Below are 24,624 nucleotides of genomic sequence, written 5' to 3'. Positions count from 1 at the left end.
CCTCAACACCGCGCATAAAAAAAGAGCATTTTTTAGAAAATGCCCTTTATTTATCTTTCCAACCGCCTAACATCAATAATCACTTCCACCTACGACACTTTGCCCCAGTTTCCCGATATTATTTTTTTATATCGCTTGTGATATAAAATTAAACTTATATATTTGTATCGCGAACGATATTATCTAACAAGATTAATTAAATTATTATGACGAAAACAATTTATCAAACATCATCAACTGCAGTTGGTGGACGTGATGGTCATGTTAAAAGTGACGATGGAATTCTAGATTTAGAAGTTAAACTTCCAAAAGAACTTGGAGGCGAAGGAGGAAAATATACAAACCCTGAACAACTTTTTTCAGCAGGTTATGCGGCTTGCTTTGACAATGCCATTATTCATATTGCTAAAGCAATGAAACAAGAAGTTTCTTCGCAAACTACCGTAACGGTAAGCGTAGTGAAAGCAGCCAAAGGCATTAACTTTGCAGTTAAAATTGAAGCAAAGATTGATGGTGTTGAAAGCGAAATGGCACAAACCATTATCAATAAAGCCCACGAGATTTGTCCGTATTCACAAGCTACTAAAGGTAATATTCAACAAGAAATCTGTTTGGTCTAATTATTTACTCATTTTTTAAAACTTATAACTCAATGACCTGTGATTATTTAAAACTGGAAAATCAGCTTTGCTTTCCTGTTTATGCAGCATCTCGATTGATAACAAGGGAATACCAACCCTTTCTTAAAGAATTGGGCATTACCTATCCTCAATATTTAGTGTTGCTGGTATTGTGGGAGGAGGATGGTATGTTGGTTAATACCATTGCTCAGAAACTTATCTTAAATACGAACACCATTACACCATTGCTTAAACGATTGGAGCAACAGGGTTTTGTAAAAAGGGAAAGGTCTATGACAGACGAAAGGAAGGTCATCGTAAACCTAACTACTAACGGCAAGCAGTTAAAAGAAAAGGCTCATGTCATTCCAGAGGGTATTGCTGAACGCATTCTTGGAACGGGCATAGGGCTTGAACGATTAATGATTCTGAAAGATAATTTGCATTCGATTATTTCTCATTTGTCAAAATAAAAATTCTATGGCTACTACATTAATAAACGATAAAAGCATTAAAATTTTACAAGACATAGTTTCTGGTCTAATCTGTAGTTCCAAACAGCATTTCTTACACTCTATTATCAATAGAAAAAAGGGATTTGTCAAACTTGCTGACAGAATGTTAGAAGAGTATAACGAGGAAACCACTACAATAGCAAAATTTACTGCCAGACTATTGGAACTTGGCAATGTGCCAAAAGTGGAATCTCTCAATATAGAAGTGCTTTATGAAGTGCAAGAACAATTTAAAATGGAATTGGAAGAACAAATAAAAGGAATGGATTGGCTAAATAAAGTTCTTCCACAAATTAAAGGTGATAAGGTTACTGAACAGCTTTTGACAAGTTATTTGCAAGATGAAAACAAGCATCTATCATGGCTTAAACAGCAGGTTTCCTTAATCGAAACAATTGGGCTTCAAAATTATTTGAGCCGCCAACTCTAAGTAAATATTAAACAATGAAAAGCATGTACTCACCAACAACAAAAGTTCAAGACATATTTAGAATTATACTTGGAGCAGCTATGGTCTTCGCCGCAATAGGACATTTTACCTTTTTGCGAGTGGAGTGGCAAGCCCAAGTTCCCAATTGGGTACCTATGGACAAGAATTTAGTTGTGATTCTATCAGGCATTGTTGAACTCACCTTGGGGCTATCTATGATTTTTTTAACAAAATATAAAGTTCATGTTGGTTGGGCTTTGGCAATTTTTTATGTTTTGATATTTCCAGGAAACATTGCTCAATATGTAAATAAAACAGACTTTATCATCACTTCAGATACCGCAAGATTTGTCCGCCTTTTATTCCAACCCGTCTTAGTTGTTTGGGCGTTGTGGAGTACAGGTGCTTGGAAGAATAGAAAAACAATTGGATTGAGGAATACTAACCTCTATAAAAAATAATTAGTTAAAACAACAGTATATATTTGAGAGCAACACAGCCGCTAACAACGTGTAAGCGCAATAACGGCTGAATTTCCTCATCGGTAATTCACTCGTTTTGCTATCTTTAGTGCGTCAGCGGAATCCCGAGGTTTAGGGACGCGCATTTTCCCGTTACTGACGCTTACACAAAACCGCTCAATTCCGTACTTGCATTGAAATTTAGAGCATACAATTTTTTCCATCTTTTCCCCACCACCCATTTCAACGGTGTAGGTTACAGCAATTATTAATGTTTCCCTTGTGTCTGCGGTAGGGGGCATTACATTCGCTCAATCCCTTATCAGGGTATCACTCTTTTCATTTACCCACCTCAACACCGCGCATAAAAAAAGAGCATTTTTTAGAAAATGCCCTTTATTTATCTTTCCAACCGCTCAACATCAATAATCACTTCCACCTACAACACTTTGCCCCAAAAGAATTAGTTTTGTCTAATGGATGATTATTTAGCTAAATACAGATATGTTAGTCAAGTACTCTCAAAATATGGGTGGTTTATCAATGGTGAAATAATCGGCGGAGATTTCGAAAGGATAAAATTACTTTGTGAAGAAATAGAGTCTAAAAATTATGATAAAGATAATTGTAATGAAAAAATCAATTATTTATTAAGTCCTATAATATTTAATCCTTATTCAAGAGCATTTGTTAATTATAGGTTTCTAATTTTACCTCATTTGAATAAGTTTTCTCATTTGGTCGATAAAGCAACTTTTCATTATTTTAAAAAGGATTTACTGTCTTCAATTAATTGCTTAACACCCGTAATTGAGGGCGTATTGTTATCATACTACAATTGGTCAATAGATGAAGGCAAAAGAAAACCTTCATTAAAGGAATTAGTTGAAAATATATGCGCAAAAGAAGGCGAATTTAGACCTCATTTGAGAAAACTTTATAACGATTCTTTAAAAAACTGCCTTCATAATTGGTTTTATGCAAATACAAATAGTTTTGATTTTGAATCTTCAAATTTAAATAGACACTATATCAGCCATAGTCTAGGCAATGATAATTATTATTCCATTTCCGAATGTAACAGAATGTTTTCAATCATAAATATTCTTTGTGAAATTATAGCAATTGAAAGTAGGTATTTCCCTGCTTTTATTCCAGAGAATATTCCTGAAATTGATGACAGGGTTAATTTGTATTATGAACTAATGTGGAAAAGAATATCATTAAAAAAAGCGCTAATCGAAGAAGAAAGATTATTGAATCAGAATAAGTATTATGTTAGTCAAGAATCATTATTGAATTTTAGGGAAATTGTTGAAGCTGAAAATAAGAAGCATAATGATTTTTCAAATTCATTTAACAAAGAAAAAAAGGAAAAAGCATCTAAAATCAATAGACCTTTTTCCTTTATCGTTCAATTAAAAAATTTAAGATTTAGGTTTTTTAGTCAAAAACCGAAGCAATAATGACACTATAAAACTCACAGTAGCACCCACAACAGCCAAAATAATGGTAGTAATCAAATCCTCAACACCAATATTAACGATTGATGAAAAGAAAGTACCGCCGATAATGGCAGATTTGGTGTTATAATCCATCGTCATTCTCATCAATTTCAGTGTTTTCATCATTAGTAACAACTGCTTGACTTACTGTGGTTGCCACAGTTCCAGCAACGGTCATATAAGTAGCAATAGTTACCACAATGGCAGGCATCGAAATTGGTGCAGCTATGATGGCACCACCTGCAGTAGCCAATGCAATACCAATATTGCGTAAAGTCTTGAAAAATTTGGGGGTTGGTTTTTTATAACGTTCTAAGATGTTCATGATTTTGTGATTTAATAGTTAATAAGATTTGTTCTTTTCTGTCTTTAGCTTGATATACCAAAGACAACAGTTTTTGCATAGCATTTTTAGAGTAAATCCCTTTTCCAACACCACTCAAATAAGTTACTGGAGCAATACAACCTTGAAGCTCTTTTAAGGCATCATTCGCAGGATGAAAGAGAATAAAACTTCTACCTTTTACAGCCTTCAAAATCAAATGATGCTTAAACCGTTTTGAAAAACGTGGTTCAACTTCATAAGTACCTTCAGGAATGCAGGAAATGTTTCGCTTGTTATTGTTCCAGGGCAGTTCAATGGTATGACAAAGAAACTTGCCAGAATTAAAGAGAGCACCATTGGTGCCCTCTTTAAAATAGGCTCTATGCAGCACTAATTCCATACTTACGGCGTATCTACAATAACAACTGCCAAAGCGTTGTAAGCACCATTCTTAAGCTCGTACATCTGTCCGTTTACCTCTTGGTAAAACTCAATTCCCAACACCTGAACAACAGGTAAAGTTGAGTTAGCGGTCAAAGAAGCTGTTAAGGCAATAACAGCAGTATCATCAGCTGTATATGGAAGAATAGTAGTCTCATCATTTTCAAAAGTTGAGGTTTCATTCTCAAAATCCAATTCAGAAGCACCCATTACCACCTTAAAATGGGTTGTTCCAGTTGGAGCTGCAATTCTTACCGTTGGAGAAAACGCATCAAGGTTCACAATTGCATCCCCAGAAACACGGTCAAAAGCATTCGTAAACGGGGTGAAAAGTGTTGTGCCTAACTTTCCATTCAGATTAAATTCAAAGTTTTCTAACAAGCTTAAATTCCCATCTTGAAGTGTTCTAGATCCTCTCTCATTAGTGGTGTCAGTTTTGGTAATCGCTACAAGTGTTTTAGTTAAACGTGAAACCACACGTTTGTCCTTTGCATTTTGTAAAAGAATACGAATAGCATTTCGTAATACTTTACCACCCTTACCGGCACGGCCAAATTCAGACCCATTTTCACGTGTTCTCTGAAACGCAGGATCGTTAGCAATACGATTGGCATCCACACCGCCTTTTTCACGTGCTAGATGTCCGTCAGTCGTTTTGTAAAAGGAAATACCACCGATAGTTCCTTTCAGTTTAATAATACCAGTTTGTTTTGCCATAATAATTCGTTTTTTGATTAATGAAACCAAATCACGTAATTTTATAGCACGTTGTTAAAAATCAAATGCCGTTTTCGGTCATCCATTCCGATACAACCAAAAACGTCATTAAAATATTGAAAACCCTATCGGGATTTCCAACATTTTAACAACGCATCACCATCACCATAATCATAAAACAATGAAGTATGGATGATGTACGGATAAAGCATAGATAGAGTATTATGACCCCAAAAAGAGCTTGCATATACCCAAAAGATATTCAGCGTATCACAGGACGTAGTGAACGCTATGGGCGTAAGCTTTTAAATGATATTAGAAACTACTTTGGAAAGGAGTCATATCAATTTATCACAATCAAAGAGTTTGTTGAATACAGCGGAATAGAAGAGGAAATTGTCAACAAATACTTAATAGATTAATCATAAGTTTTAGTAGTGTTTAGTTAGTTTTACTCTTTTGAAATGCTTATCTTTACAATAAGATTGAAAGTCAAATTGTAAATACACAAATCGGTCAACATAGTTTGAAAGTATTAGTGAAAGCCTATAAATAAAGGGGATTTGAAATTTAGTTCGAATCCTGTCGCGATCACAAAAAGCCTTACTAATTTTAGTAAGGCTTTTTTGTTTCTGGTTAAAAATTAGTTAAGTCTTCTAAGACTTTATGTTTTTGGTTGTATTTTGTAGTTAAAAAAGCTTGAAATTTATAAAATTCACTAAAAAAGGAATTTATTGCATACCAGGAAAATTTTATTTAGATCCATGGTATCCTGTAGATTATGCTATAATTTCTCACGGTCATGCAGATCATTCAAGATGGGGAAATAAGCATTATCTGTGTCATCAGGATTCAAAAAACATACTGCTTCATCGCTTAGGTAAAGACATTTCAATAGAAACTTTAAATTACAACCAAATAAAAACTATAAACGGTGTAAAAGTTTCATTTTCTCCTGCAGGACATATTATTGGTTCGGTTCAAATAAAGCTTGAATACAAAGGAAAAATTGTGGTTTTCTCAGGAGATTATAAAACTAATCCAGATTTTATTACGACACCATTTGAGCCTGTAAAATGTCACGAATTTATCACAGAAAGTACTTTTGGTTTACCAATTTATAGTTGGAAAACAGAAGCCGATATACAAAAACAACTACAACAATGGATTTTAAACAACCAAAAACAAAATAAAACTAGTGTGTTTTTTGGTTACTCTTTGGGTAAGGCTCAAAGAATAATGTCTTTAATAGACGGATTAGATGATATGTATGTGCATTCAGCAATAAACAATCTAAATCAAGCTATTTCAGAATCAGGTATTGTTTTACCAAAATCTAAACTTATCACTTCAGATTTCAATAAAAAAGACATTCAAAATAAAACCGTAATTCTTCCTCCTGCTTTATTGGGTTCAAAACTACTTAAAAAGATTCCTAATGCGGCAACTGCAATTTGCTCTGGTTGGATGCAAATAAGAGGAAATAGACGCTGGAAAGGTGTTGATGCTGGCTTTGCAGTTAGCGATCATGCAGATTGGAACGGACTACTTTCTGCTGTTAAAGCTACCGAAGCCCAAAAAGTTTACGTCACTCACGGTTCACAAGCGGTTTTTTCAAAATATTTAAACGAAATTGGTATAGAAAGTCAAGAAGTTGTTACTGAATACGGTACAGAAGACAACGAAGACGCCAAAGACCAACCATTAACAACTGCTAGCTAATGAAACAGTTTTCGCAACTCATAAATTCATTAGAAATCACCAATAAAACTAATGCCAAATTAGATGCATTAGTCAATTTTTTTGAAACTGCTTTAGATAAAGATAAACTCTGGCTAATTGCTTTATTTACAGGAAAAAGACCTAAACGACCTGTAAAAACATCTTTATTAAAACAGTGGTGCATTGAAGAAATAGATCTACCAGAATGGCTGTTTTTAGAATCTTACAGTACCGTTGGTGATTTAGGGGAAACCTTGTCTTTATTATTGCCAGAACCCTCTAATACAATTGACAAACCGTTACATATTTATATGGACGAGCTTAAGCAACTTTCAACAAAATCTGATGATGAAAAAAAAGCTTATGTCTTGAATGCTTGGCGACATTTAGATACGCAACAACGCTTTATTTTTAATAAGTTAATTGGTGGAAGTTTTAGAATTGGTGTTTCTAAAAAAACTTTAGTAAATGCAATTTCTAAACTGACAAATATCGATGCCAACCAATTGATGCATAGTATTATTGGGCAATGGGACATCAATTCTATTACATTCGAAGACTTAATAAACGGTTCGCATATCAATTACGATAATTCAAAACCTTATCCGTTTTGTTTGGCGTATAGTTTAGAGAAAAATCTTGACGAATTAGGCTCAGTTTCCGATTGGCAAGTCGAATATAAATGGGATGGAATTAGAGGTCAAATTGTAAAACGAAATAACGAAATTTATATTTGGTCTAGAGGTGAAGAGTTTGTGACAAAACAATTTCCGGAGCTAGTTGAAATTGTTTCAACCATAAAAGAAGATTTTGTATTAGATGGTGAAATCCTTGCTATTAAAGATCAATCTGTGTTATTATTTAACGATTTGCAGAAGCGATTAAACAGAAAGACGATTTCAAAAAAATTATTGCAAGACGTACCAATTGGCTTTTTTGCTTATGATATTTTAGAAATTAATGATGAAGATTTAAGAGCGAAAAGTCTTCAATTTAGGAGAAATACGCTTGAAAAACTCTTTACTGACAATCAATTATCTAAACCAAATTTTAAACTTTCAGAAGTCATTCAATTTGATAAATGGGAAGAATTAGATGCGATAAGAAATGAAGCCAGATTGCATAATAGCGAAGGATTAATGCTGAAACAAAAACAATCTGAATATCATGTTGGTCGTAAAAAAGGAGATTGGTGGAAGTGGAAAGTAGATCCGTTAACCATTGATGCTGTAATGATTTACGCACAAAAAGGTAGCGGTAGACGAAGTAGCAAATACACAGATTATACGTTTGCAGTAAAAACAGAAGACGGTTTAGTTACAGTTGCTAAAGCCTATTCTGGTTTAACAAACGATGAAATTACCGAAATTTCTAGATGGGTTAATAAAAATGCTATCGAAAAATTTGGTCCTGTAAGAACTGTAAAACCAGAATTAGTTTTTGAGATTGCTTTTGAAGGTATCGCTTTTAGTAAACGTCATAAAAGTGGTGTAGCACTGCGTTTTCCAAGAATAAAACGCTGGCGAAAAGATAAACCAGTTTCAGAAATTGATACTATAGAATCAGTTAAACAACTCATTACAAATCCGTTTGATGTCTAAATTTAAAAATTCTACTGGTTATAAAATTATTGAAAATTGGATGCATCAAAACGATTGGCAACCATTTGATTTTCAGTATAAAACTTGGTCTAAATATTACACTAAACATTCTGGTTTAGTCGTAGCTCCAACAGGTTTTGGTAAAACGTTTTCGGTGTTTTTAGCGGTTGTTATCGATTATTTAAATCATCCTGAAGCCTATAAAAAAGGACTAAAATTAATTTGGGTTAGTCCGCTTAGATCGTTAGCTAAAGATTTGGCCAAAGCGATGACAAATGCGGTTGAAGATATTGGATTAGATTGGCAAATAGAAGTTAGAAATGGTGATACATCAACTAATATTAAACGCAAGCAAGAACGCTTAATGCCAGACGTTTTAATCACAACGCCAGAGACATTGCATTTAATGTTCTCACAAAAGAAAAATTCACGTTGGTTTAAACACCTTAATTGCATTGCGGTAGACGAGTGGCACGAGTTATTAGGTAATAAACGTGGTGTTTTAACCGAATTAGCCATAGCAAGATTAAAACATTTATCGCCAAAACTTCAAATTTGGGGAATTACCGCAACCATTGGTAATTTAGACGAAGCTCAGCAGGTTTTAATTCCGTATCAGGACTTAAAAACCATACAAATTAAAGCGAAATTAAAAAAGAAAATCGACATCATTTCAGTCTTGCCAGACCAAGTCGAAACACTTCCTTGGGCAGGACATTTAGGTCGAACAATGAGCTCTAAAATCATACCTATAATCTATGAAAATACCACGACGTTAATATTCACTAATACAAGAAATCAAAGTGAATTATGGTATCAAATCATTCTTGAAGAAGCGCCTGATTTAGCTGGATTAATTGCTATTCATCATGGATCTATAGATAAAAAACAACGTAATTTTATTGAAGACGCAATTGCATCAGGTATTTTAAAAGCGGTACTTTGTACAAGTTCTTTAGATCTTGGTGTCGATTTTAAGCCTGTAGATTGTGTCATTCAAATAGGCTCAGTTAAAGGTATAGCGCGCTTTTTACAACGTGCTGGTCGTAGCGGTCATTCGCCTTTCGAGACTTCTAAAATATATTTTGTTCCAACGCATTCTTTGCAATTAATTGAAGTTGCTGCTGTCAAAGAAGCAGTAAAACAACAACAAATCGAAACGCGATCACCAATTGTTTTGGCTTACGATGTTTTGGTACAATTTTTAGTCACTTTAGCTGTTGGCGAAGGATTTAAAAAGGACGAAGTTTTTCAACTTTTACAACAGACACATGCTTATTTGTATTTAACCGAAGACGATTTTAATTGGGCAATTCACTTTATAACAAAAGGTGGTAACACCTTATCGTCTTATGAAGAATTTCATAAAGTCATTTTAGATGAAGATGGTTTATTTAAGGTAAAAAGTAGACGAATCGCAATGCTACATCGTATGAATATTGGTACAATTGTTAGTGACGCTATGTTAATGGTAAAATTCTTTTCTGGTGGTTATATTGGTATGATTGAAGAGTTTTTTATCTCAAAACTAAAAAAAGGCGACGCTTTTGTTTTGGCTGGTCGCGTGTTGCAATTAAAGCAAATTAAAGATATGACGGCTTTGGTAACTTTAAGTAAATCAAAAAAAGCCATTACACCAAGTTGGAAAGGCGGCTCGTTACCATTAACATCTTATTTAACGCACTTTTTAAGGTTGAAGTTAAGTGATGCTTTACACGCTAAAACATCCGAAAAAGAACTTAAATTTTTAAGACCATTATTACAACGTCAAAATAGTGCATCTCAAATACCTAAAGCTAATCAATTTTTAGTCGAATTAATCACCACAAAAGATGGATTTCATCTATTTATGTATCCGTTTGAAGGCAGATTGGTTAACGAAATTTTCGCTGCATTAATGGCGTATCGCATTAGTAAATTTAAACCATTAACGTTTAGCATTGCTTGTAATGACTATGGTTTTGAATTATTAAGTGATCAAGAATTACCTTTAGATGAGGCTAAAATTCATCAAATATTATCGATTGAGAATTTAATGGAAGATGTTGTGGCAAGTATAAATGCTAGTGAAATGGCAAGCCGAAAATTTAGAGATATTGCAGTAATTGCTGGTTTGGTTGTACAATCGCAACCAGGACAACGTAAAACCAACAAGAGTTTACAATCGTCTTCTGGTTTGATATTTAGAGTTTTAGAAGAAAATGAGCCTTCAAATTTATTAATCAGACAAGCTTATACCGAAGTTTTTAATCAAGAATTAGAAGAAGCGAGATTACGTGAAGCTTTTAATAGAATTAAAAACAGTGAGATTATTATTAAGTATTCAAAATCGTTTACACCATTGAGTTTTCCGTTAAAAGTAGATGGTTTAAGAGGTACGATGACAAACGAAGATTTGCAAAAACGTATCGAGCGCATTAAAAAACAGATGCTTAAATTTGAAGCATGAAACAATTAGCGACGATTAGTTTAAAATTTGCCAATCAAAACTTAGTGTTTACTAACCAACGTGCGCTATTTTGGGACCAACAAAGCGCATTAGTTTTAAGTGATTTGCATATTGGTAAATCGGCTACATTTAGAAAAAATGGCATACCAATTAGTCAATCTGTTTTAATTGAAGATTTACAGCGTTTAAAGGCTTTAATAGAACATTTTAAAGTAGAAAAACTAATCATAGTTGGTGATTTATTTCATGCGGAATTTAATCAAGATATTGACTATTTTAAAGATTGGTTGTTGCAATTTGACAACTTGAAATTGCAGTTAATTATTGGTAATCACGACAGACTTTCAGCTACATTATACGAAGACTTAAATATTGACATTTTTAAACCAAGCTTAAAATTAGGTTCATTTACTTTTGTTCATGATTTAAATGAATGTGAAGACGATGCATTTTATATTTCAGGACATATTCATCCAGGATATTTGTTGAAAGGAAAAGGCAAACAGTTTATAAAATTACCATGTTATCAAGTGTTTGACAATCACATTGTATTGCCAGCTTTTAGCAAGTTTACAGGCTTAAACACTAATAAAACGGATAAAAAATGCACTAATATTGTGTTTACAGAAGATGCGATTTTTAAAATTTAAGCTTTTGTGCAGTGTATCACAATTTTGTTATTGTCTTCATCTGTTGTAAAAAACAAATAGTCAGTTCCTCCATCTTTTACTTTAAGTTTTTGTCTTAAATGAGCAACAGTTTCAGGGAAGTTTCTAGTCGTAAAATTAGCTTTATCTAGTTTAAATTGCTGTTTAAACTTTTTCTTGTTGTAAGGCGCAATTGTTTCAATTTTAAAGCGTCTTCCAGGAAAATCTATTAATTGCTCACTTGTGTATAAATGCGAGTGTTTATGCAGTTTAAACACGCTTAATTGCTCTGCAACGCTATTAAACGCACCAGATTTTAATACTGCCGAATTAGGCTCGTATAAATAGGTTAGAGGCTTACTGTAATTAACAGTTGCGTTAGCTTCTTCATCTAAATAAAACTCGAAATTATGTTTTTTATCCTTTTTAATATTTGTTGTTATAATTTTAACCGATTGGTCAAAACCTTTGTCTAAAATCCATAACAGTTCTTTGACCTCATTATTAACCGCAATACAATGGATTTCTTTTACAAAATCAAGTTCTTTTATGCCTAAAGAAATATCTAATAACGGTGATGTTTTAATCATGATGTTATTAGTTTTTTTGAATAGATTGTCTAAATGTTGTGGAACATTAGGTAAACAATCGGACAGCATAAATACTTTACCTTTTGCATCGTTACGACGTGATGGGTCAATGTAAATCAAGTTGTATGTAGTTTCGTTATTTATAATGTAATCTATTCCATTTGCGGCGACACAATCTATATTTTCAATTTTAAAAACGGAATTATTGTGAGCAACAATTTTAGATAAATCGGTATTAAGCTCACAATGCGTAACAGTTTCAAATTGTTTAGCAAAGTAAAAACAGTCTACACCAAATCCGCCAGTTACATCAATTAATCTACTTCCATTAATTAAAGAGGCTTTGTGTTTTGCTGTAACTTCAGAAGATGTTTGCTCAATATTTAGTTTGTTTGGATAGTAAATATTATCAGTTTCAAACCAAGTATTCAGCTTGTTTTTACAACGGTTTTTAGCTTCAATTTGATTAATAATTTCTGAAGAAATTTCAGAAGAAAAAGGAAGACCTTTTAGTATTAATCCAGAGATGTTTGAATTAATATTATTTTTTATAAACTCTTGAATTTCAATATTTAATATTATTTTGTTGAAACTAATCATTTAAGCCTTCTGTAAGTTTGTTTACTACACGATATTCACTTAAAAATTCTTTAGCAATTACTTTTATTGCAGTATAAACTGGAATAGCAACAATTAATCCAACGATACCAGAAATTAGTCCAGCAATAATGATTACTAAAAAGATTTCTAAAGGATGAGACTTTACGCTTTTAGAGAAAATAAAAGGTTGACTAAAAAAGTTATCTACCAATTGCGCGATAATAAAACCAATCATTACATATATGGTTTTTGGTAAGATAACATCGCTAAAACTTTGTCCTAAATTGCTAGACATACTTAAAAGCACTAGCAATGCAGCACTAATTACTGGACCTAAATAAGGAATAACATTAAGTAAAGCACAAAGTGTAGCTATAATTATAGCGTTTTCTATACCAAAAATGAACAATACGATAGAGTATATTGTAAATAATATAAGTAGCTGTAATAACAACCCGCCAAAATATCTAGTTAATAAATCTCTAATTGTAACAAATGATTTTCTAAGTTTTTTTTCGTGTTTTTTAGGTAATATGGTAATTAATCCATTGCTCATTAATTTACTGTCTTTAAGGAAGAAAAACGAAATAAAAAGTACAGAAAATAATCCCATACTAAAGCTACCAAAACCAGAAATAACCGAATTTAAAAAGTCTGGAATAAATCCAAAATTTAGATTAGACATAAATTTTGAATCTTTTAAAGACGATTCTACATCCGAAGAATTTAATCCAAAATGACTAATTGCTTCCACATATAAATTTTCTATATTGTTTTGTAGCTCATCAACATCCAATAAAGATAGGTTATTGCCTTGCTCTATAATTAAAGGAATAAATAGGCTTATAATACCAAAAATAAAGATCAAAAAGAGAGTAATTGTAAATACAACAGCAAGTGTGTCGTTAAATTTTAATTTGCTTTTTAAAAACACAACAATAGGTCTACCTAATAAAGCTACAACACCAGCAATAGCAAGGTAAACAATAACGCTTTGTACTTTATAAATAAACCAACCTAAAAGTACTACACCTATAATTATAGCTACAGCACGAAGGATTCCGTTAGAGATAGTTTTTGATGTCATAACGTAAAGATAAACTATTTGTGGTTTAGTTGTTTAGTTATTTGGTAAAGTGCAATACTAGTAGCTTGTACCACATTCATGCTGCTATTTTGACCAAACATATCTATGTGAATAATAGCATCACTAATACTTAAAATATTATCTGAAACTCCAAAATTTTCATCACCAATCACTAATACAATTGGCGTATTTAAGTTGAAATTAAATTTATGTAATGCTTGGCTATTATCTGTAATTTCTAATGAAATAATTTGATGACCTTCGTTTTTTAAATTAGAAATATAGCCGAAAGCATCTTCTATAACCTGATAATTCATAACTTTTTCGGTAGCTCTAGACGTTTTGGTCATTTTTCTGCCTAATGGAATTTCGGTTCCTGTAAACACTAATTCTTTTACACCAAATGCATCTGAAGTCCTAAACAAACTACCAATATTAGGCGCGTTAGTTACATTTTGACAAACAATGGTAATAGGAAATGTTTGTTGTTTAAAGTTGGTATTGTAATGGTTGAGTTGCAAATGGATTTTAGATTTTTGATTTACAATTTACGATTGAAATAACTAAAAATTATCTATCGTAAATCTGAAATTAGTTTTAATTTTCAAACGCATATTTTACAATGTTTGCGCCCATTTTTAAAGCTTTTAAACGCACATCTTCTGGATCGTTATGTACTTCTTGATCTTCCCAACCATCGCCTAAATCACTTTCATAAGTAAATAAAACTACTAATCTATCTTCGTGATATAATCCAAAAGCTTGTGGTCTTTTACCATCATGCTCGTGTATTTTTGGTAAACCGTCTTTAAATTGAAATGCGATATTAAAAATCTCATGGGTGTTTGGAAGTTCTGCCAATTCTTGATTTGGAAATACTTTTTTTAAAGCTTCTACAACGTAAGGCTGCATTCCGTAATTATCATCAATGTGAAGAAATCCGCCAGAAATAAGATAGTTTCTAATGTTTTCAGCTTCAGCATCATCAAAAATAACGTTTCCGTGACCAGTCATGTGAAGCATTGGATATTGAAAAATATCAATACTGCCAGCTTCAACAACTTCCGGTTTTGTGTTCATCGCTGTACCAATGTTTTCGTTACAAAACTTGATTAAATTAGGTAATGCTGTTGGATTGCTATACCAATCGCCGCCACCTTTATATTTCAAAACTGCTAAATCTTGAGAAATAGCACTGATTGAAAATATGCAAAAGCATATAATGAGTTTAAACTTCATAATTATTCGTTTATAAAAGCAACACTGTGACAAGCTACAATTGCAGCAGTTTCTGTACGTAAGCGCGTATTACCCAAAGTTACAGGAATAAATTTATTTTTTATTGCTGTTTCAATTTCATTAACAGAAAAATCGCCTTCTGGACCAATTAAAATAGTAGTTTCTGTATTTGGTTTGATTTCGTTTTTAAGAGATTTTTTATCTGTTTCTTCGCAATGTGCGATAAATAAATCACCAGAAAAGTCTTGATTTATATAATCTTTAAACGATATAGGTTCATTTAAAATTGGTAAATATAAATGAAGAGATTGCTTCATCGCCGATTGTAAGATTTTTTCAAAACGGTCTGTTTTTATTTTTTTTCTTTCGGAATGATCACAATAAATAGGAGTGATGCTAGTGATGCCAATTTCGGTAGCTTTTTCTAAAAACCATTCGTAGCGGTCATTCATTTTTGTTGGAGCAACAGCTAAATGAAGTTTGTAATCTGTTGGTTTTTTAAATTCTGAATTTATAATATTAACAACGCAGTTTTTTTGGTCTGCTATTGTGATTTCAGCAGTAAAAAGATATCCTTTACCGTTAGTAATGTGTAAGGTGTCACCTGTTTTTTTACGTAAAACTTTTACAATGTGTCTACTTTCGTCTTTAGGAAAAGAAAACGTATTACTTTTTTCTGAAATATCTAGATTATAAAATAGCTGCATAATTTAAAAAAGAACAAAAATAAAAAAGAGTCTTACTTTTTAATAAAATAAGACTCTTTATTTGATTTAATTGTTTACTTATTGCTGATGACCTTGGCAAATAATATCGCCATGATCTAAATGCGCTTGTAAAGCGTTTACACTGATAGTAATTTCGTGCATGTTCGCAGGATTACCTGGTGGAATGTGACAAATTGTAATTTTTTTGTCATTTTCGGGTTGCTTTAACCCATTAAGAGTTAAAGCAAATGGTAGTATGGTTAGTACTACTGTTGCTTTGATTAAAAGTAGTTTCATAATTAATAGCTTTTAAATTTACTTTTACTAATGTATAGCAACAATTTGTTTAATTAAAAAAAACACGATTATCAACTTAAAAAAACTGTAAAGCACACTTTTTGTGTAAATTTTAGAAGTTTAATCTACTACTTTTAAAACCTTAATTTCTTTAATTTTCTTTATTCTATGCGTCTTTAAGATTACAAAATAGGCTTGCGGTTCTGGTATTCTTACGGTGTAAATTTGTCCTACTTTATGTTCTAGATTAAAGGCTTCGGTTTCTACTTCAATAGGAAGATTACCTTCTTTTAACCAACCAGAATCTCCACCACGAATAGCATTTTTATCCATTGAATATTTTTTTGCTAAATCATCAAAACGAATACCTTCTTCGTAAGATTGAAGGATTTCATTTTTATATTTTACAATAGTTTCTGCATCTAATTTATTACCATCTAAATACACGTAACTAAGTCTGTAATGACGTTGATTATCTTTTTCTATGACTTTGTAAACAGTGGTGTCAAATTCACTTTTAACGACTTCTGTGCTACCTACCGATGTGTTTAATAACGCTTTAGCTAGTTTTGATTGGTGCTTTTCTTCATTAAAAATGATAATCTTATTATTTCTAGATTTTTTGTTTTCAATAAATTTTTCAGCTTGTTCTGCTGTGGTTATGGTGTCTAAACTTTTAATAAGTTTTTTTTGAGCAGTTGCTGTAAACACTGTTAAAAATAGGGTTAACGTAAGTAGGTACTTCATTTTTTATTGATTTTTGATTTTATACAAAGCAAAAAAACAAAAAAAAGACACTTGAAAATGTCTTTTTGGAAACGTTATTAACAATGGTTTTAACAATGTTATATTTTCAATCTAGCAGTAGCCATTACATTTTGCGATGCAAAATCTTTTTCTAAATATTTTAAATAACCAACAATAGCTATCATTGCAGCATTGTCTGTGGTAAATTCAAATTTAGGAATATAAGTTGTCCAACCGTGTTTGGTTTCGCCATCTTTTAAGGCTTGTCTTATTCCAGAATTAGCAGAAACTCCGCCACCAATAGCTATGTGTTTAATTCCAGTTTCTTTGCTGGCTTTTTTCAATTTATCGGTAAGAATACCAATAATTGTGTATTGTATACTGGCACAAATGTCGTTAAGGTTTTCTTCTATAAAATTAGGGTTGTTTTTTACTTCACGTTGAATAAAATAAAGAATAGCTGTTTTTAAACCAGAAAAGCTAAAATTAAGTCCGTCAACCTTCGGTTTACTAAACTTAAAGGCTTTTGGGTTACCTAATTTAGCACGTTTGTCAATTTCTGGTCCTGCAGGATAACCTAAGCCTAATAATTTTCCGCTTTTATCAAAAGCTTCGCCAACAGCATCATCAATAGTTTCGCCAATAACTTTCATGTCAAAGTGATTATTCACCTTTACTATTTGAGTATGTCCGCCAGAAATAGTCATAGCTAAAAACGGAAATGGTGGTTTTTCAAAACCTTCTTCATCTATAAAATGTGCTAAAATATGAGCTTGCATGTGGTTGACATCAATTAAAGGAATGTTTAACCCATAAGCCAAAGACTTTGCAAATGATGTGCCTACTAATAAACTTCCCATTAAACCAGGACCTTTAGTAAAGGCAACTGCACTTAATTTATCTTTTGTAATTCCTGCTTTTTTTAACGCTTGATCAACAACTGGTACAATGTTTTGTTGGTGTGCACGACTGGCTAATTCTGGTACAACACCACCATATTCTTCATGAATTTTTTGACTAGCAATAATGTTACTTAAAATTTTTCCGTTGTGAATTACAGCAGCAGCAGTATCATCGCAAGAGCTCTCAATTCCAAGGATATAAATATTTTGTGAGTTCATTAGCTTTTTTTAGGCATAATAATTGTTAATTTTGAGGTGTTAATTAACAACTAGATTACATTTGTTAACGTATATGCAAATGTAAGCTTTCTTTTAAAATTATAATTTTAATTCAATATCAAAAAAGCACTTAAAATATTAGGTAAGATAGTAGCAATAATTTTATTGCTATTTATTATTTTAATGCTAATACTTTCTATACCTGCGGTACAAACCAAAATAGGTAAATATCTTACCGATACATTAAACGAAGACTTTAAAACCAACATAAATATAGACAAAGTTGGCTTGGCTTTTAATGGAGATGTACAGATTAAAGGTGTTTTAATTAAGGATTATAAATTAGATACTTTAATTAGTACTTCTGAAATTAAAACATCCATCATTAATTTTAAAAACCTGTATGATGGTACCTTAAATTTTGGAGATATTAGTTTAGATGATTTAGTGTTTAATATCAAAACCTATAAAGGTGAAACAGACACTAATTTAGATGTTTTTGTGGCTAGATTTGATGATGATAAACCCAAAACTACTAAAAGTTCATTTTTAATGTCGTCTAGCGATATTACTATTTCTAATGGTGTTTTTAGAATGATTGATGAGAATAAACAAACACCAAAAATCCTTCAATTTGATAATTTAAACATTAATGCCACCAACTTTTTAATTGATGGAAGCGATGTAAGTGCGCGTATAAATACCATGCAATTTGTAGATAGTCGTGGGTTAGCGCTTCAAAATTTATCAACTAACTTTTCTTATACTTTAACACAGATGCGTTTTGATGATTTAAGTATTAAAACTAAAGCATCTTATGTTGAAGGAAACCTAAATTTCAATTACAATAGAGAAGATTTTAAAGATTTTGAAGATAAGGTAAATGTTGAAGCAAATTTTACCGAAGCTAGTATCTTACTTGATGATTTAAATAAATTTTATAATGAGTTTGGCACTGATCAACGAGCAGATTTTAGCACTAAAATTTCAGGAACTTTAAATAATTTAAACACAATAGATTTAAAGTTAAATACAAGTAGTAATACCAAAATTTATGGTGATATAAACTTTAAAAACTTATTTAACAGCGAAGCTAATAATTTTGAAATGGATGGAAGCTTTACTAATCTATCTTCAAATTATAGAGATTTAAAAGCGTTGTTACCTAATGTTTTAGGCGAAGCAATTCCTTCATTATTTGATAAGCTTGGTAATTTTACAGCTAAAGGAACAAGTCAAGTTACGCCAGAAAATGTTATTGCTGATCTAGAAATTATTACAGATTTAGGTTATGTAGATTCAGATTTAAAGCTGTTTAACATCAATAATATTGATAATGCGTCTTACAGAGGTAGCGTTATATTTGACAAGTTTAATATTGGTAAAATACTTGACGACCCAAACCTTACAACAACGTCTTTAAATATAGATGTTGATGGTAAAGGTTTTAAAAAAGAAAATCTTTCTACGCAGTTAAAAGGAGAGATTTACAGCATAAACTATAACAATTATAATTACCAAAACATTGTTGTTAATGGTGTTTACAAGCAAAGTAAATTTAATGGTAAGTTAGTTATAGACGATAAAAATTTACAGTTAGAATTTAACGGATTAGCAGATTTATCTCAAAAAGTAAACACTTTTGATTTTGTTGCAAATGTCGACTACGCTAACCTAAAAGCATTAAATTTTTATAACAGAGATGAGCAGTCTGAATTTTCTGGTGATGTAGAAATGAAAATGAATGCTAACTCTGTAGATGATGCAGTTGGATATATTCAATTTAAAAATACAACCTACATTAACGAGAATGACACGTATAAGTTTGAGGATTTCGAAATCAACTCACAATTCATAGATAACGAACATATTATTGATATAAATTCACCAGAAATAATAGAAGGTAGTTTAAGTGGTGATTTCAAATTTAAAGACTTAGAGTTGTTGTTTGAAAACTCTTTAAAAAGCATTTATACTAATTATAAACCTAATAAAATTGAAGGTAATCAGTACATAGATTTCAACTTTAAAATTTATAATAAAATCGTTGAAGTATTCTTGCCAGAAGTAGAGTTAGCACCAAATACCTTTATTAAAGGAAGAGTAGAAAGTAATGAAAAAGAGTTTGAGCTTACTTTTAAATCGCCAAAAATTAAGCTCTTAGAATATTTTGCAAACGAAATTGAAATACAAGTAGATAACAACAACCCGTTATTTAATACTTACGTAGAAATTGATAGCATAAATACTAAGGTTTACAATATCTCTAAGTTCAATTTAATTAATGTAACCTTAAATGACACGCTTTATATGCGTAGCGATTTTAAAGGCGGAAAACGAAACGACGATCTTTATGACCTAAGTTTTTATCATACTATAGACCAAGATAATAACTCGGTTTTAGGTTTTAAAAAGAGTGATGTAACCTTTAAAGGAAACAATTGGCATATTAATGAAGACCAAAACAAATTCAATAAAATAATATTTGATAGAGATTTTAGAGATTTTAAAATCGAAGATATTTTGCTTAATCATCAAAATGAAGAAATTAAGCTAGCAGGTGTTCTAAAAGACTCAACTTACAAAGACTTAAAGCTTAATTTTAAAGATGTAGATTTAAATAAAATCATTCCAGAAATTGATAGTTTAAGCCTAGCAGGAACAATTAATGGTAAACTAAATATTTTACAAGAAAATGGTAGTTATTTACCTAATTCTAACATTACCATTGACGATTTAGAAGTTAATAAAACATTTTTAGGTTCTTTTGATGCTAAAATTGAAGGTAACTCAGACTTATCAAATTACACTGTAAACGCAAAAATAAAAGACGACACAACAAACTCTTTTGAGGCTAACGGTAATATTTTTGTATCAGGAGACAATCCTACAATAGATTTAGATTTAGCGTTTAAAGATTTTAGTTTAAAACCATTAAATCCGTTTTTAGATGGAGTTTTAAGTAATATTAGAGGAGAAATTACAGGAAACACGCAAGCAGTCGGAAGTCTTAATCAACCTAACTTTAATGGAGAGTTATCTATCAAAAATGGAGGGTTAGGCGTACCTTATTTAATGGTAGATTACAAATTTCAGGATAATACAAGAGTTGTTTTACAAGATCAAAGTTTTAATTTTCAGAAAACAAATATTACAGATACTAAATACAACACAAAAGGAAATTTTAGCGGTAGCATAAGTCATAATAACTTTTCTAAATGGAAATTAGATTTAGAAATCAATACACAAAAACTTTTAGTTTTAGATACAAAATATTCAGAAGAATCCATGTATTACGGTACTGCTTTTATTGGTGGAAGTGCTGAAATTGTTGGAGCAACCGAAGCATTAAGCATTAATGTAATAGCCGAAACCAAAGAAGGAACTGTATTTAAAATACCACTAAATGATAATGAATCTTTTGGAGATAATTCAATCATTCACTTTTTAACTCCAGAAGAAAAACAAGCAAAAGAAGAAGGTAAAGAAATAGATTTTGAAGTAGACGAAGGTTTAGATCTTAATTTTGAACTAGACGTGACCCAAGATGCAGAAATTGAAATTTTAATTGATAAAACATCAGGAAGTACAATTAAAGGACGAGGAGTTGGTGGTTTATTAATAGAAATAAACACCAACAACAAGTTTGATATGTATGGTGACTTTGTAATTTATGAAGGTGTCTATAACTTTTTATATAGTGGTGTAGTCCAAAAACAATTTGTTGTAGAGCCATACGTAAGTACTTTAGCATGGAATGGTCCACCATTAGACGCATTGATTGATATCAAAGCAAAATACAGTACACGTGCCAATCCTTCGCCATTATTAGATAGTGGAATAAATAGAAGTATTCCTGTAGAGTTAACTTTAGAGCTAACGGATCAATTAGAACGACCAACAATTAACTACGCATTTGATTTTCCAAATACAAGCTCAACAATAAAATCTGAGTTAAATTATAGATTAGATTCAAAAGAAGATAGAGAAAATCAGGCATTATTCCTTTTAGCAACAGGATCTTTTAGTCGCGGTTTAGAAAACTTAAACTTTACCGGTACATTAACCGAGCGTTTAAATGGATTAGTAAACAATCTACTTTCATCAGGAGATGGTAAGTTTAATGTAGGTTTAAATTTTGAAGCCGGACAAACAAGACCAGATTTTCAAACAGATAATAGAGTTGGTGTGACTTTACAAACCAAAATTTCTGATCGTGTACTAATTAATGGTAAAGTTGGTGTGCCAGTTGGTGGGTTAGGTGATTCGGTGATTGCTGGAGATGTTCAAGTAGATTTCTTATTAAATGAAGAAGGTACGCTTATCGCGAAAGTTTTTAATAGAGAAAACAGTATTCGAAATTTTGGTGAAGAAATTGGTTATACGCAAGGAGTAGGAGTTGCTTATAATGTAGATTTTGACACTTTTGGAGAATTACTTCGTAAAATTTTCAATCCAAAAAAGGAAAAAGAGGAAGACAATGAAGATGAAAACCAAGACCAAAACCCAAACGAAAATGCAACCGAACCTGAATCGGTTTTTAAGTCTGATAACACATTCAAAAAAGACTAATTTTCCACTTTTTTAACTCAAAAATCCGTAGCAAAACGTCTTCAAAATTAAATAGTTATTAACGAAAACGATATAGTTTACGGTACTTCGCAAAATTTTAGTAAATCTCATGTTAATAATAAAATTTGTTTAGTAGCTTTACAGAACTAACAAATTAATAATATGTCAAATACTATAAAAAAAGTAGCTGTTTTTACCTCTGGAGGAGACTCTCCTGGTATGAATGCAGCTATTCGTTCTGTGGTAAGAACCTGTGCATTTTATAAAATAGAATGTGTAGGTATATATAGAGGTTATGAGGGTATGATTGAAGGCGATTTTAAACCCTTAACCGCAAGAAGTGTAAAAGGTATTATCAATAAAGGCGGAACATTCCTTAAATCTGCTAGATCTGATGCTTTTAGAACTAAAGAAGGTCGTAAAAAAGCGTATGATTCATTAGTTGCCGAAAATGTAGATGCATTAGTTGTAATTGGTGGTGATGGAAGTTTTACCGGAGCTTTAATTTTTAACGAAGAATATGGTTTCCCTGTAATGGGTATACCAGGTACTATTGATAATGATATTTATGGTACTTCTCACACTTTAGGTTATGATACAGCACTTAATACAGTTGTAGATTGTATCGATAAAATTAGAGACACAGCTAGTTCTCACAACCGTTTATTCTTTGTAGAAGTAATGGGTAGAGATGCTGGTCATATTGCACTAAACGTTGGTGTTGGAGCAGGAGCAGAAGAAATCTTAATCCCAGAAGAAGATTTGGGTCTTGATAGACTTTTAGAATCTTTAAGAAGAAGTAAACAATCAGGAAAATCTTCAAGTATTGTAATTGTTGCAGAAGGTGATAAAACAGGTAAAAATGTTTTTGAACTAAAAGATTACGTAGAAGCTAATATGTCTGAATACGAAGTAAGAGTTTCTGTATTAGGACACATGCAACGTGGTGGATCACCATCATGCTTTGACCGCGTATTAGCAAGTAGAATGGGTGTAACAGCAGTAGAAAGTCTATTAGAAGGAAAATCTAACTTTATGGTTGGATTATTAAAAGATGAAATTGCATTAACGCCATTACAACAAGCAGTAAAAGGAAAATCAGAAATTGATCACGAGTTAATTCGTGTATCAGATATAATGACAACATAACTAGATAACTAACATTTAAAACAAATAATTAAAAATATGTCAACATTAAAATTAGGAATAAACGGTTTTGGTCGTATAGGGAGAATCGTTTTTAGAGCAACCTTAAAAAGAGACAACGTAGAAGTAGTAGCTATCAATGATTTATTAGATGTAGAGCATTTAGCATACTTATTAGAATATGATTCAGTTCACGGACGTTACGATGCAAAAATTGAAGTTAAAGACGGAAATTTAATTGTAGACGGAAAAACAATTCGTGTAACTGCAGAAAGAGACCCAAAAAACTTAAAATGGGATGAAGTAGATACAGATATCGTTGCAGAATGTACAGGTATTTTTACAACTTTAGACACAGCAGATTATCACTTACAAGCTGGTGCTAAAAAAGTAGTTATTTCTGCACCTAGTAAAGATGCTCCAATGTTTGTAATGGGCGTAAATGATGAAAAATTAAAAGCTTCAGATAAAATAGTGTCTAATGCATCTTGTACAACAAACTGTTTAGCGCCTTTAGCTAAAGTTTTAGAAGATAACTTTGGTATTGAAGAAGCATTAATGACAACAGTACACGCAACTACTGCAACTCAATTAACAGTAGATGGACCATCTAAAAAAGATTGGAGAGGCGGACGTAGTGCATTATTAAACATCATTCCTGCATCTACAGGTGCTGCAAAAGCAGTAGGTAAAGTTATTCCAGAATTAGATGGAAAACTTACAGGTATGGCATTTAGAGTACCAACAGCAGATGTTTCTGTTGTAGACTTAACAGTAAAAACTAAAAAAGAAACTTCTTTAGAAGAAATTAAAGCGGTATTCAAAAAAGCATCAGAAGAAGGACCAATGAAAGGTGTGTTAGGATACACAGATGAGCTTGTAGTATCTCAAGATTTTGTTAGCGATGACAGAACAAGCATTTTTGATTCTGAAGCTGCTATCGAGTTAAACTCAACTTTCTTCAAGTTAGTATCTTGGTATGATAACGAGTTTGGATACTCTAATAAATTAGTAGATTTAGCTTTAAAAGTAAATTCACTATAATCTAAAATTATTTAATGAAACAAAAGCGTAGTATATTTGTA

The 24,624-nt window shown here is 31.7% G+C and carries 24 protein-coding genes; 13 read left to right on the top strand and 11 right to left on the bottom strand.

The window, feature by feature from the left end; genetic code table 11:
• The first annotated feature begins 206 nt into the window (after positions 1-206).
• The 5 genes from WA327_RS11085 to WA327_RS11065 all read left to right on the top strand — a co-directional run bounded on the left by WA327_RS11085 (position 207) and on the right by WA327_RS11065 (position 3,492).
• Positions 207-620 carry an organic hydroperoxide resistance protein gene (locus tag WA327_RS11085; RefSeq protein WP_036124004.1) on the top strand — a complete coding sequence of 138 codons (414 nt, stop codon included), beginning with the start codon at positions 207-209 and terminating at the stop codon, positions 618-620.
• A 32-nt stretch (positions 621-652) separates the two neighbouring features.
• Positions 653-1,093, top strand: coding sequence for a MarR family winged helix-turn-helix transcriptional regulator (locus WA327_RS11080; protein WP_036124002.1), 441 nt, complete (start codon positions 653-655; stop codon positions 1,091-1,093).
• Between the two features lie 7 nt (positions 1,094-1,100).
• A complete protein-coding gene (locus WA327_RS11075) occupies positions 1,101-1,565 on the top strand; it encodes a bacterioferritin (RefSeq protein ID WP_036123999.1) in 465 nt (154 codons plus the stop codon).
• Positions 1,566-1,588: 23 nt separating this feature from the next.
• Complete coding sequence (locus WA327_RS11070) at positions 1,589-2,026, top strand: hypothetical protein (protein WP_084176770.1); 438 nt, start codon at positions 1,589-1,591, stop codon at positions 2,024-2,026.
• Between the two features lie 476 nt (positions 2,027-2,502).
• Positions 2,503-3,492 (top strand): hypothetical protein, encoded by a 990-nt coding sequence (locus WA327_RS11065; protein ID WP_336069713.1) that lies wholly within the window; start codon positions 2,503-2,505, stop codon positions 3,490-3,492.
• Positions 3,493-3,613: 121 nt separating this feature from the next.
• On the opposite strand, the gene WA327_RS11060 is transcribed toward WA327_RS11065, so the two are convergent.
• Genes WA327_RS11060 through WA327_RS11050 form a run of 3 tightly spaced genes read right to left on the bottom strand, consistent with a single transcriptional unit; the run spans position 3,614 to position 5,014 of the window.
• Positions 3,614-3,784 carry a hypothetical protein gene (locus WA327_RS11060; protein ID WP_336069712.1) on the bottom strand — a complete coding sequence of 57 codons (171 nt, stop codon included), beginning with the start codon at positions 3,782-3,784 and terminating at the stop codon, positions 3,614-3,616.
• A gap of 49 nt (positions 3,785-3,833) precedes the next feature.
• Complete coding sequence (locus tag WA327_RS11055) at positions 3,834-4,256, bottom strand: DUF5675 family protein (RefSeq protein ID WP_036123991.1); 423 nt, start codon at positions 4,254-4,256, stop codon at positions 3,834-3,836.
• A gap of 2 nt (positions 4,257-4,258) precedes the next feature.
• Positions 4,259-5,014: a hypothetical protein gene (locus WA327_RS11050; protein ID WP_336069708.1), complete on the bottom strand. Its 756-nt coding sequence runs from the start codon at positions 5,012-5,014 to the stop codon at positions 4,259-4,261.
• 224 nt (positions 5,015-5,238) lie between these two features.
• On the opposite strand from WA327_RS11050, the gene WA327_RS11045 reads away from it, so the two are divergent.
• From WA327_RS11045 to pdeM, 5 genes are all read left to right on the top strand, one after another.
• Positions 5,239-5,436, top strand: coding sequence for a hypothetical protein (locus tag WA327_RS11045; protein ID WP_010136747.1), 198 nt, complete (start codon positions 5,239-5,241; stop codon positions 5,434-5,436).
• 277 nt (positions 5,437-5,713) lie between these two features.
• Entirely contained in the window at positions 5,714-6,736 is a 1,023-nt protein-coding gene (locus WA327_RS11040) for a ligase-associated DNA damage response exonuclease (RefSeq protein ID WP_336069703.1), read from the top strand.
• Positions 6,736-8,337, top strand: coding sequence for an ATP-dependent DNA ligase (locus WA327_RS11035; protein WP_336069701.1), 1,602 nt, complete (start codon positions 6,736-6,738; stop codon positions 8,335-8,337). Before WA327_RS11040 ends, WA327_RS11035 begins: the two co-directional genes overlap by 1 nt.
• Positions 8,330-10,786, top strand: a complete 2,457-nt coding sequence (locus tag WA327_RS11030) for a ligase-associated DNA damage response DEXH box helicase (protein WP_336069699.1) — start codon at positions 8,330-8,332, stop codon at positions 10,784-10,786. The genes WA327_RS11035 and WA327_RS11030 overlap by 8 nt, the downstream gene beginning before the upstream one ends.
• Positions 10,783-11,436: a ligase-associated DNA damage response endonuclease PdeM gene (gene pdeM, locus WA327_RS11025; RefSeq protein WP_336069698.1), complete on the top strand. Its 654-nt coding sequence runs from the start codon at positions 10,783-10,785 to the stop codon at positions 11,434-11,436. Before WA327_RS11030 ends, pdeM begins: the two co-directional genes overlap by 4 nt.
• Here pdeM and WA327_RS11020 read toward each other — a convergent pair.
• The 8 genes from WA327_RS11020 to tsaD all read right to left on the bottom strand — a co-directional run bounded on the left by WA327_RS11020 (position 11,433) and on the right by tsaD (position 17,821).
• Entirely contained in the window at positions 11,433-12,623 is a 1,191-nt protein-coding gene (locus WA327_RS11020) for a THUMP-like domain-containing protein (protein WP_336069695.1), read from the bottom strand. The genes pdeM and WA327_RS11020 overlap by 4 nt on opposite strands.
• Positions 12,616-13,710: an AI-2E family transporter gene (locus tag WA327_RS11015; RefSeq protein WP_336069692.1), complete on the bottom strand. Its 1,095-nt coding sequence runs from the start codon at positions 13,708-13,710 to the stop codon at positions 12,616-12,618. The genes WA327_RS11020 and WA327_RS11015 overlap by 8 nt, the downstream gene beginning before the upstream one ends.
• Before the next feature lie 14 nt (positions 13,711-13,724).
• The gene (locus WA327_RS11010) at positions 13,725-14,231 is read right to left on the bottom strand and encodes a TrmH family RNA methyltransferase (RefSeq protein ID WP_336069690.1); all 507 of its coding nucleotides are present in this window, start codon (positions 14,229-14,231) and stop codon (positions 13,725-13,727) included.
• Positions 14,232-14,307: 76 nt separating this feature from the next.
• Positions 14,308-14,949 carry a DUF4159 domain-containing protein gene (locus WA327_RS11005; RefSeq protein ID WP_336069688.1) on the bottom strand — a complete coding sequence of 214 codons (642 nt, stop codon included), beginning with the start codon at positions 14,947-14,949 and terminating at the stop codon, positions 14,308-14,310.
• A gap of 2 nt (positions 14,950-14,951) precedes the next feature.
• Positions 14,952-15,656: a 16S rRNA (uracil(1498)-N(3))-methyltransferase gene (locus tag WA327_RS11000; protein WP_336069685.1), complete on the bottom strand. Its 705-nt coding sequence runs from the start codon at positions 15,654-15,656 to the stop codon at positions 14,952-14,954.
• A gap of 78 nt (positions 15,657-15,734) precedes the next feature.
• Positions 15,735-15,953, bottom strand: coding sequence for a hypothetical protein (locus WA327_RS10995; RefSeq protein WP_336069684.1), 219 nt, complete (start codon positions 15,951-15,953; stop codon positions 15,735-15,737).
• Between the two features lie 120 nt (positions 15,954-16,073).
• Positions 16,074-16,700 (bottom strand): peptidylprolyl isomerase, encoded by a 627-nt coding sequence (locus tag WA327_RS10990; protein WP_336069683.1) that lies wholly within the window; start codon positions 16,698-16,700, stop codon positions 16,074-16,076.
• Between the two features lie 98 nt (positions 16,701-16,798).
• Entirely contained in the window at positions 16,799-17,821 is a 1,023-nt protein-coding gene (tsaD, locus tag WA327_RS10985; RefSeq protein ID WP_336069682.1) for a tRNA (adenosine(37)-N6)-threonylcarbamoyltransferase complex transferase subunit TsaD, read from the bottom strand.
• Positions 17,822-18,004: 183 nt separating this feature from the next.
• On the opposite strand from tsaD, the gene WA327_RS10980 reads away from it, so the two are divergent.
• From WA327_RS10980 to gap, 3 genes are all read left to right on the top strand, one after another.
• Positions 18,005-22,393: a translocation/assembly module TamB domain-containing protein gene (locus WA327_RS10980; RefSeq protein WP_336069679.1), complete on the top strand. Its 4,389-nt coding sequence runs from the start codon at positions 18,005-18,007 to the stop codon at positions 22,391-22,393.
• Between the two features lie 162 nt (positions 22,394-22,555).
• On the top strand, positions 22,556-23,542 hold the full coding sequence (gene pfkA / locus WA327_RS10975) for a 6-phosphofructokinase (RefSeq protein ID WP_336069677.1): 987 nt from the start codon (positions 22,556-22,558) through the stop codon (positions 23,540-23,542).
• Between the two features lie 36 nt (positions 23,543-23,578).
• Positions 23,579-24,583, top strand: coding sequence for a type I glyceraldehyde-3-phosphate dehydrogenase (gene gap, locus WA327_RS10970; RefSeq protein WP_336069674.1), 1,005 nt, complete (start codon positions 23,579-23,581; stop codon positions 24,581-24,583).
• The last annotated feature ends 41 nt before the right edge of the window (positions 24,584-24,624 follow it).

This window comes from Mesoflavibacter sp. CH_XMU1404-2 (assembly GCF_037029465.1).
Classification (GTDB): Bacteria; Bacteroidota; Bacteroidia; order Flavobacteriales; family Flavobacteriaceae; genus Mesoflavibacter.
This window is presented reverse-complemented; position numbering and strand designations above follow the sequence as displayed.

Excerpts from the sequence above, each read along its gene's own strand:
- WA327_RS11085 (WP_036124004.1), top strand. The coding sequence starts at position 207 with ATGACGAAAACAATTTATCAAACATCATCAACTGCAGTTGGTGGACGT.
- WA327_RS11080 (WP_036124002.1), top strand. The coding sequence starts at position 653 with ATGACCTGTGATTATTTAAAACTGGAAAATCAGCTTTGCTTTCCTGTT.
- WA327_RS11075 (WP_036123999.1), top strand. The coding sequence starts at position 1,101 with ATGGCTACTACATTAATAAACGATAAAAGCATTAAAATTTTACAAGAC.
- WA327_RS11070 (WP_084176770.1), top strand. The coding sequence starts at position 1,589 with ATGTACTCACCAACAACAAAAGTTCAAGACATATTTAGAATTATACTT.
- WA327_RS11065 (WP_336069713.1), top strand. The coding sequence starts at position 2,503 with ATGGATGATTATTTAGCTAAATACAGATATGTTAGTCAAGTACTCTCA.
- WA327_RS11055 (WP_036123991.1), bottom strand. The coding sequence starts at position 4,256 with ATGGAATTAGTGCTGCATAGAGCCTATTTTAAAGAGGGCACCAATGGT.
- WA327_RS11050 (WP_336069708.1), bottom strand. The coding sequence starts at position 5,014 with ATGGCAAAACAAACTGGTATTATTAAACTGAAAGGAACTATCGGTGGT.
- WA327_RS11045 (WP_010136747.1), top strand. The coding sequence starts at position 5,239 with ATGACCCCAAAAAGAGCTTGCATATACCCAAAAGATATTCAGCGTATC.
- WA327_RS11035 (WP_336069701.1), top strand. The coding sequence starts at position 6,736 with ATGAAACAGTTTTCGCAACTCATAAATTCATTAGAAATCACCAATAAA.
- WA327_RS11030 (WP_336069699.1), top strand. The coding sequence starts at position 8,330 with ATGTCTAAATTTAAAAATTCTACTGGTTATAAAATTATTGAAAATTGG.
- pdeM (WP_336069698.1), top strand. The coding sequence starts at position 10,783 with ATGAAACAATTAGCGACGATTAGTTTAAAATTTGCCAATCAAAACTTA.
- WA327_RS11020 (WP_336069695.1), bottom strand. The coding sequence starts at position 12,623 with ATGATTAGTTTCAACAAAATAATATTAAATATTGAAATTCAAGAGTTT.
- WA327_RS11015 (WP_336069692.1), bottom strand. The coding sequence starts at position 13,710 with ATGACATCAAAAACTATCTCTAACGGAATCCTTCGTGCTGTAGCTATA.
- WA327_RS11005 (WP_336069688.1), bottom strand. The coding sequence starts at position 14,949 with ATGAAGTTTAAACTCATTATATGCTTTTGCATATTTTCAATCAGTGCT.
- WA327_RS11000 (WP_336069685.1), bottom strand. The coding sequence starts at position 15,656 with ATGCAGCTATTTTATAATCTAGATATTTCAGAAAAAAGTAATACGTTT.
- WA327_RS10995 (WP_336069684.1), bottom strand. The coding sequence starts at position 15,953 with ATGAAACTACTTTTAATCAAAGCAACAGTAGTACTAACCATACTACCA.
- WA327_RS10990 (WP_336069683.1), bottom strand. The coding sequence starts at position 16,700 with ATGAAGTACCTACTTACGTTAACCCTATTTTTAACAGTGTTTACAGCA.
- tsaD (WP_336069682.1), bottom strand. The coding sequence starts at position 17,821 with ATGAACTCACAAAATATTTATATCCTTGGAATTGAGAGCTCTTGCGAT.
- WA327_RS10980 (WP_336069679.1), top strand. The coding sequence starts at position 18,005 with ATGCTAATACTTTCTATACCTGCGGTACAAACCAAAATAGGTAAATAT.
- pfkA (WP_336069677.1), top strand. The coding sequence starts at position 22,556 with ATGTCAAATACTATAAAAAAAGTAGCTGTTTTTACCTCTGGAGGAGAC.
- gap (WP_336069674.1), top strand. The coding sequence starts at position 23,579 with ATGTCAACATTAAAATTAGGAATAAACGGTTTTGGTCGTATAGGGAGA.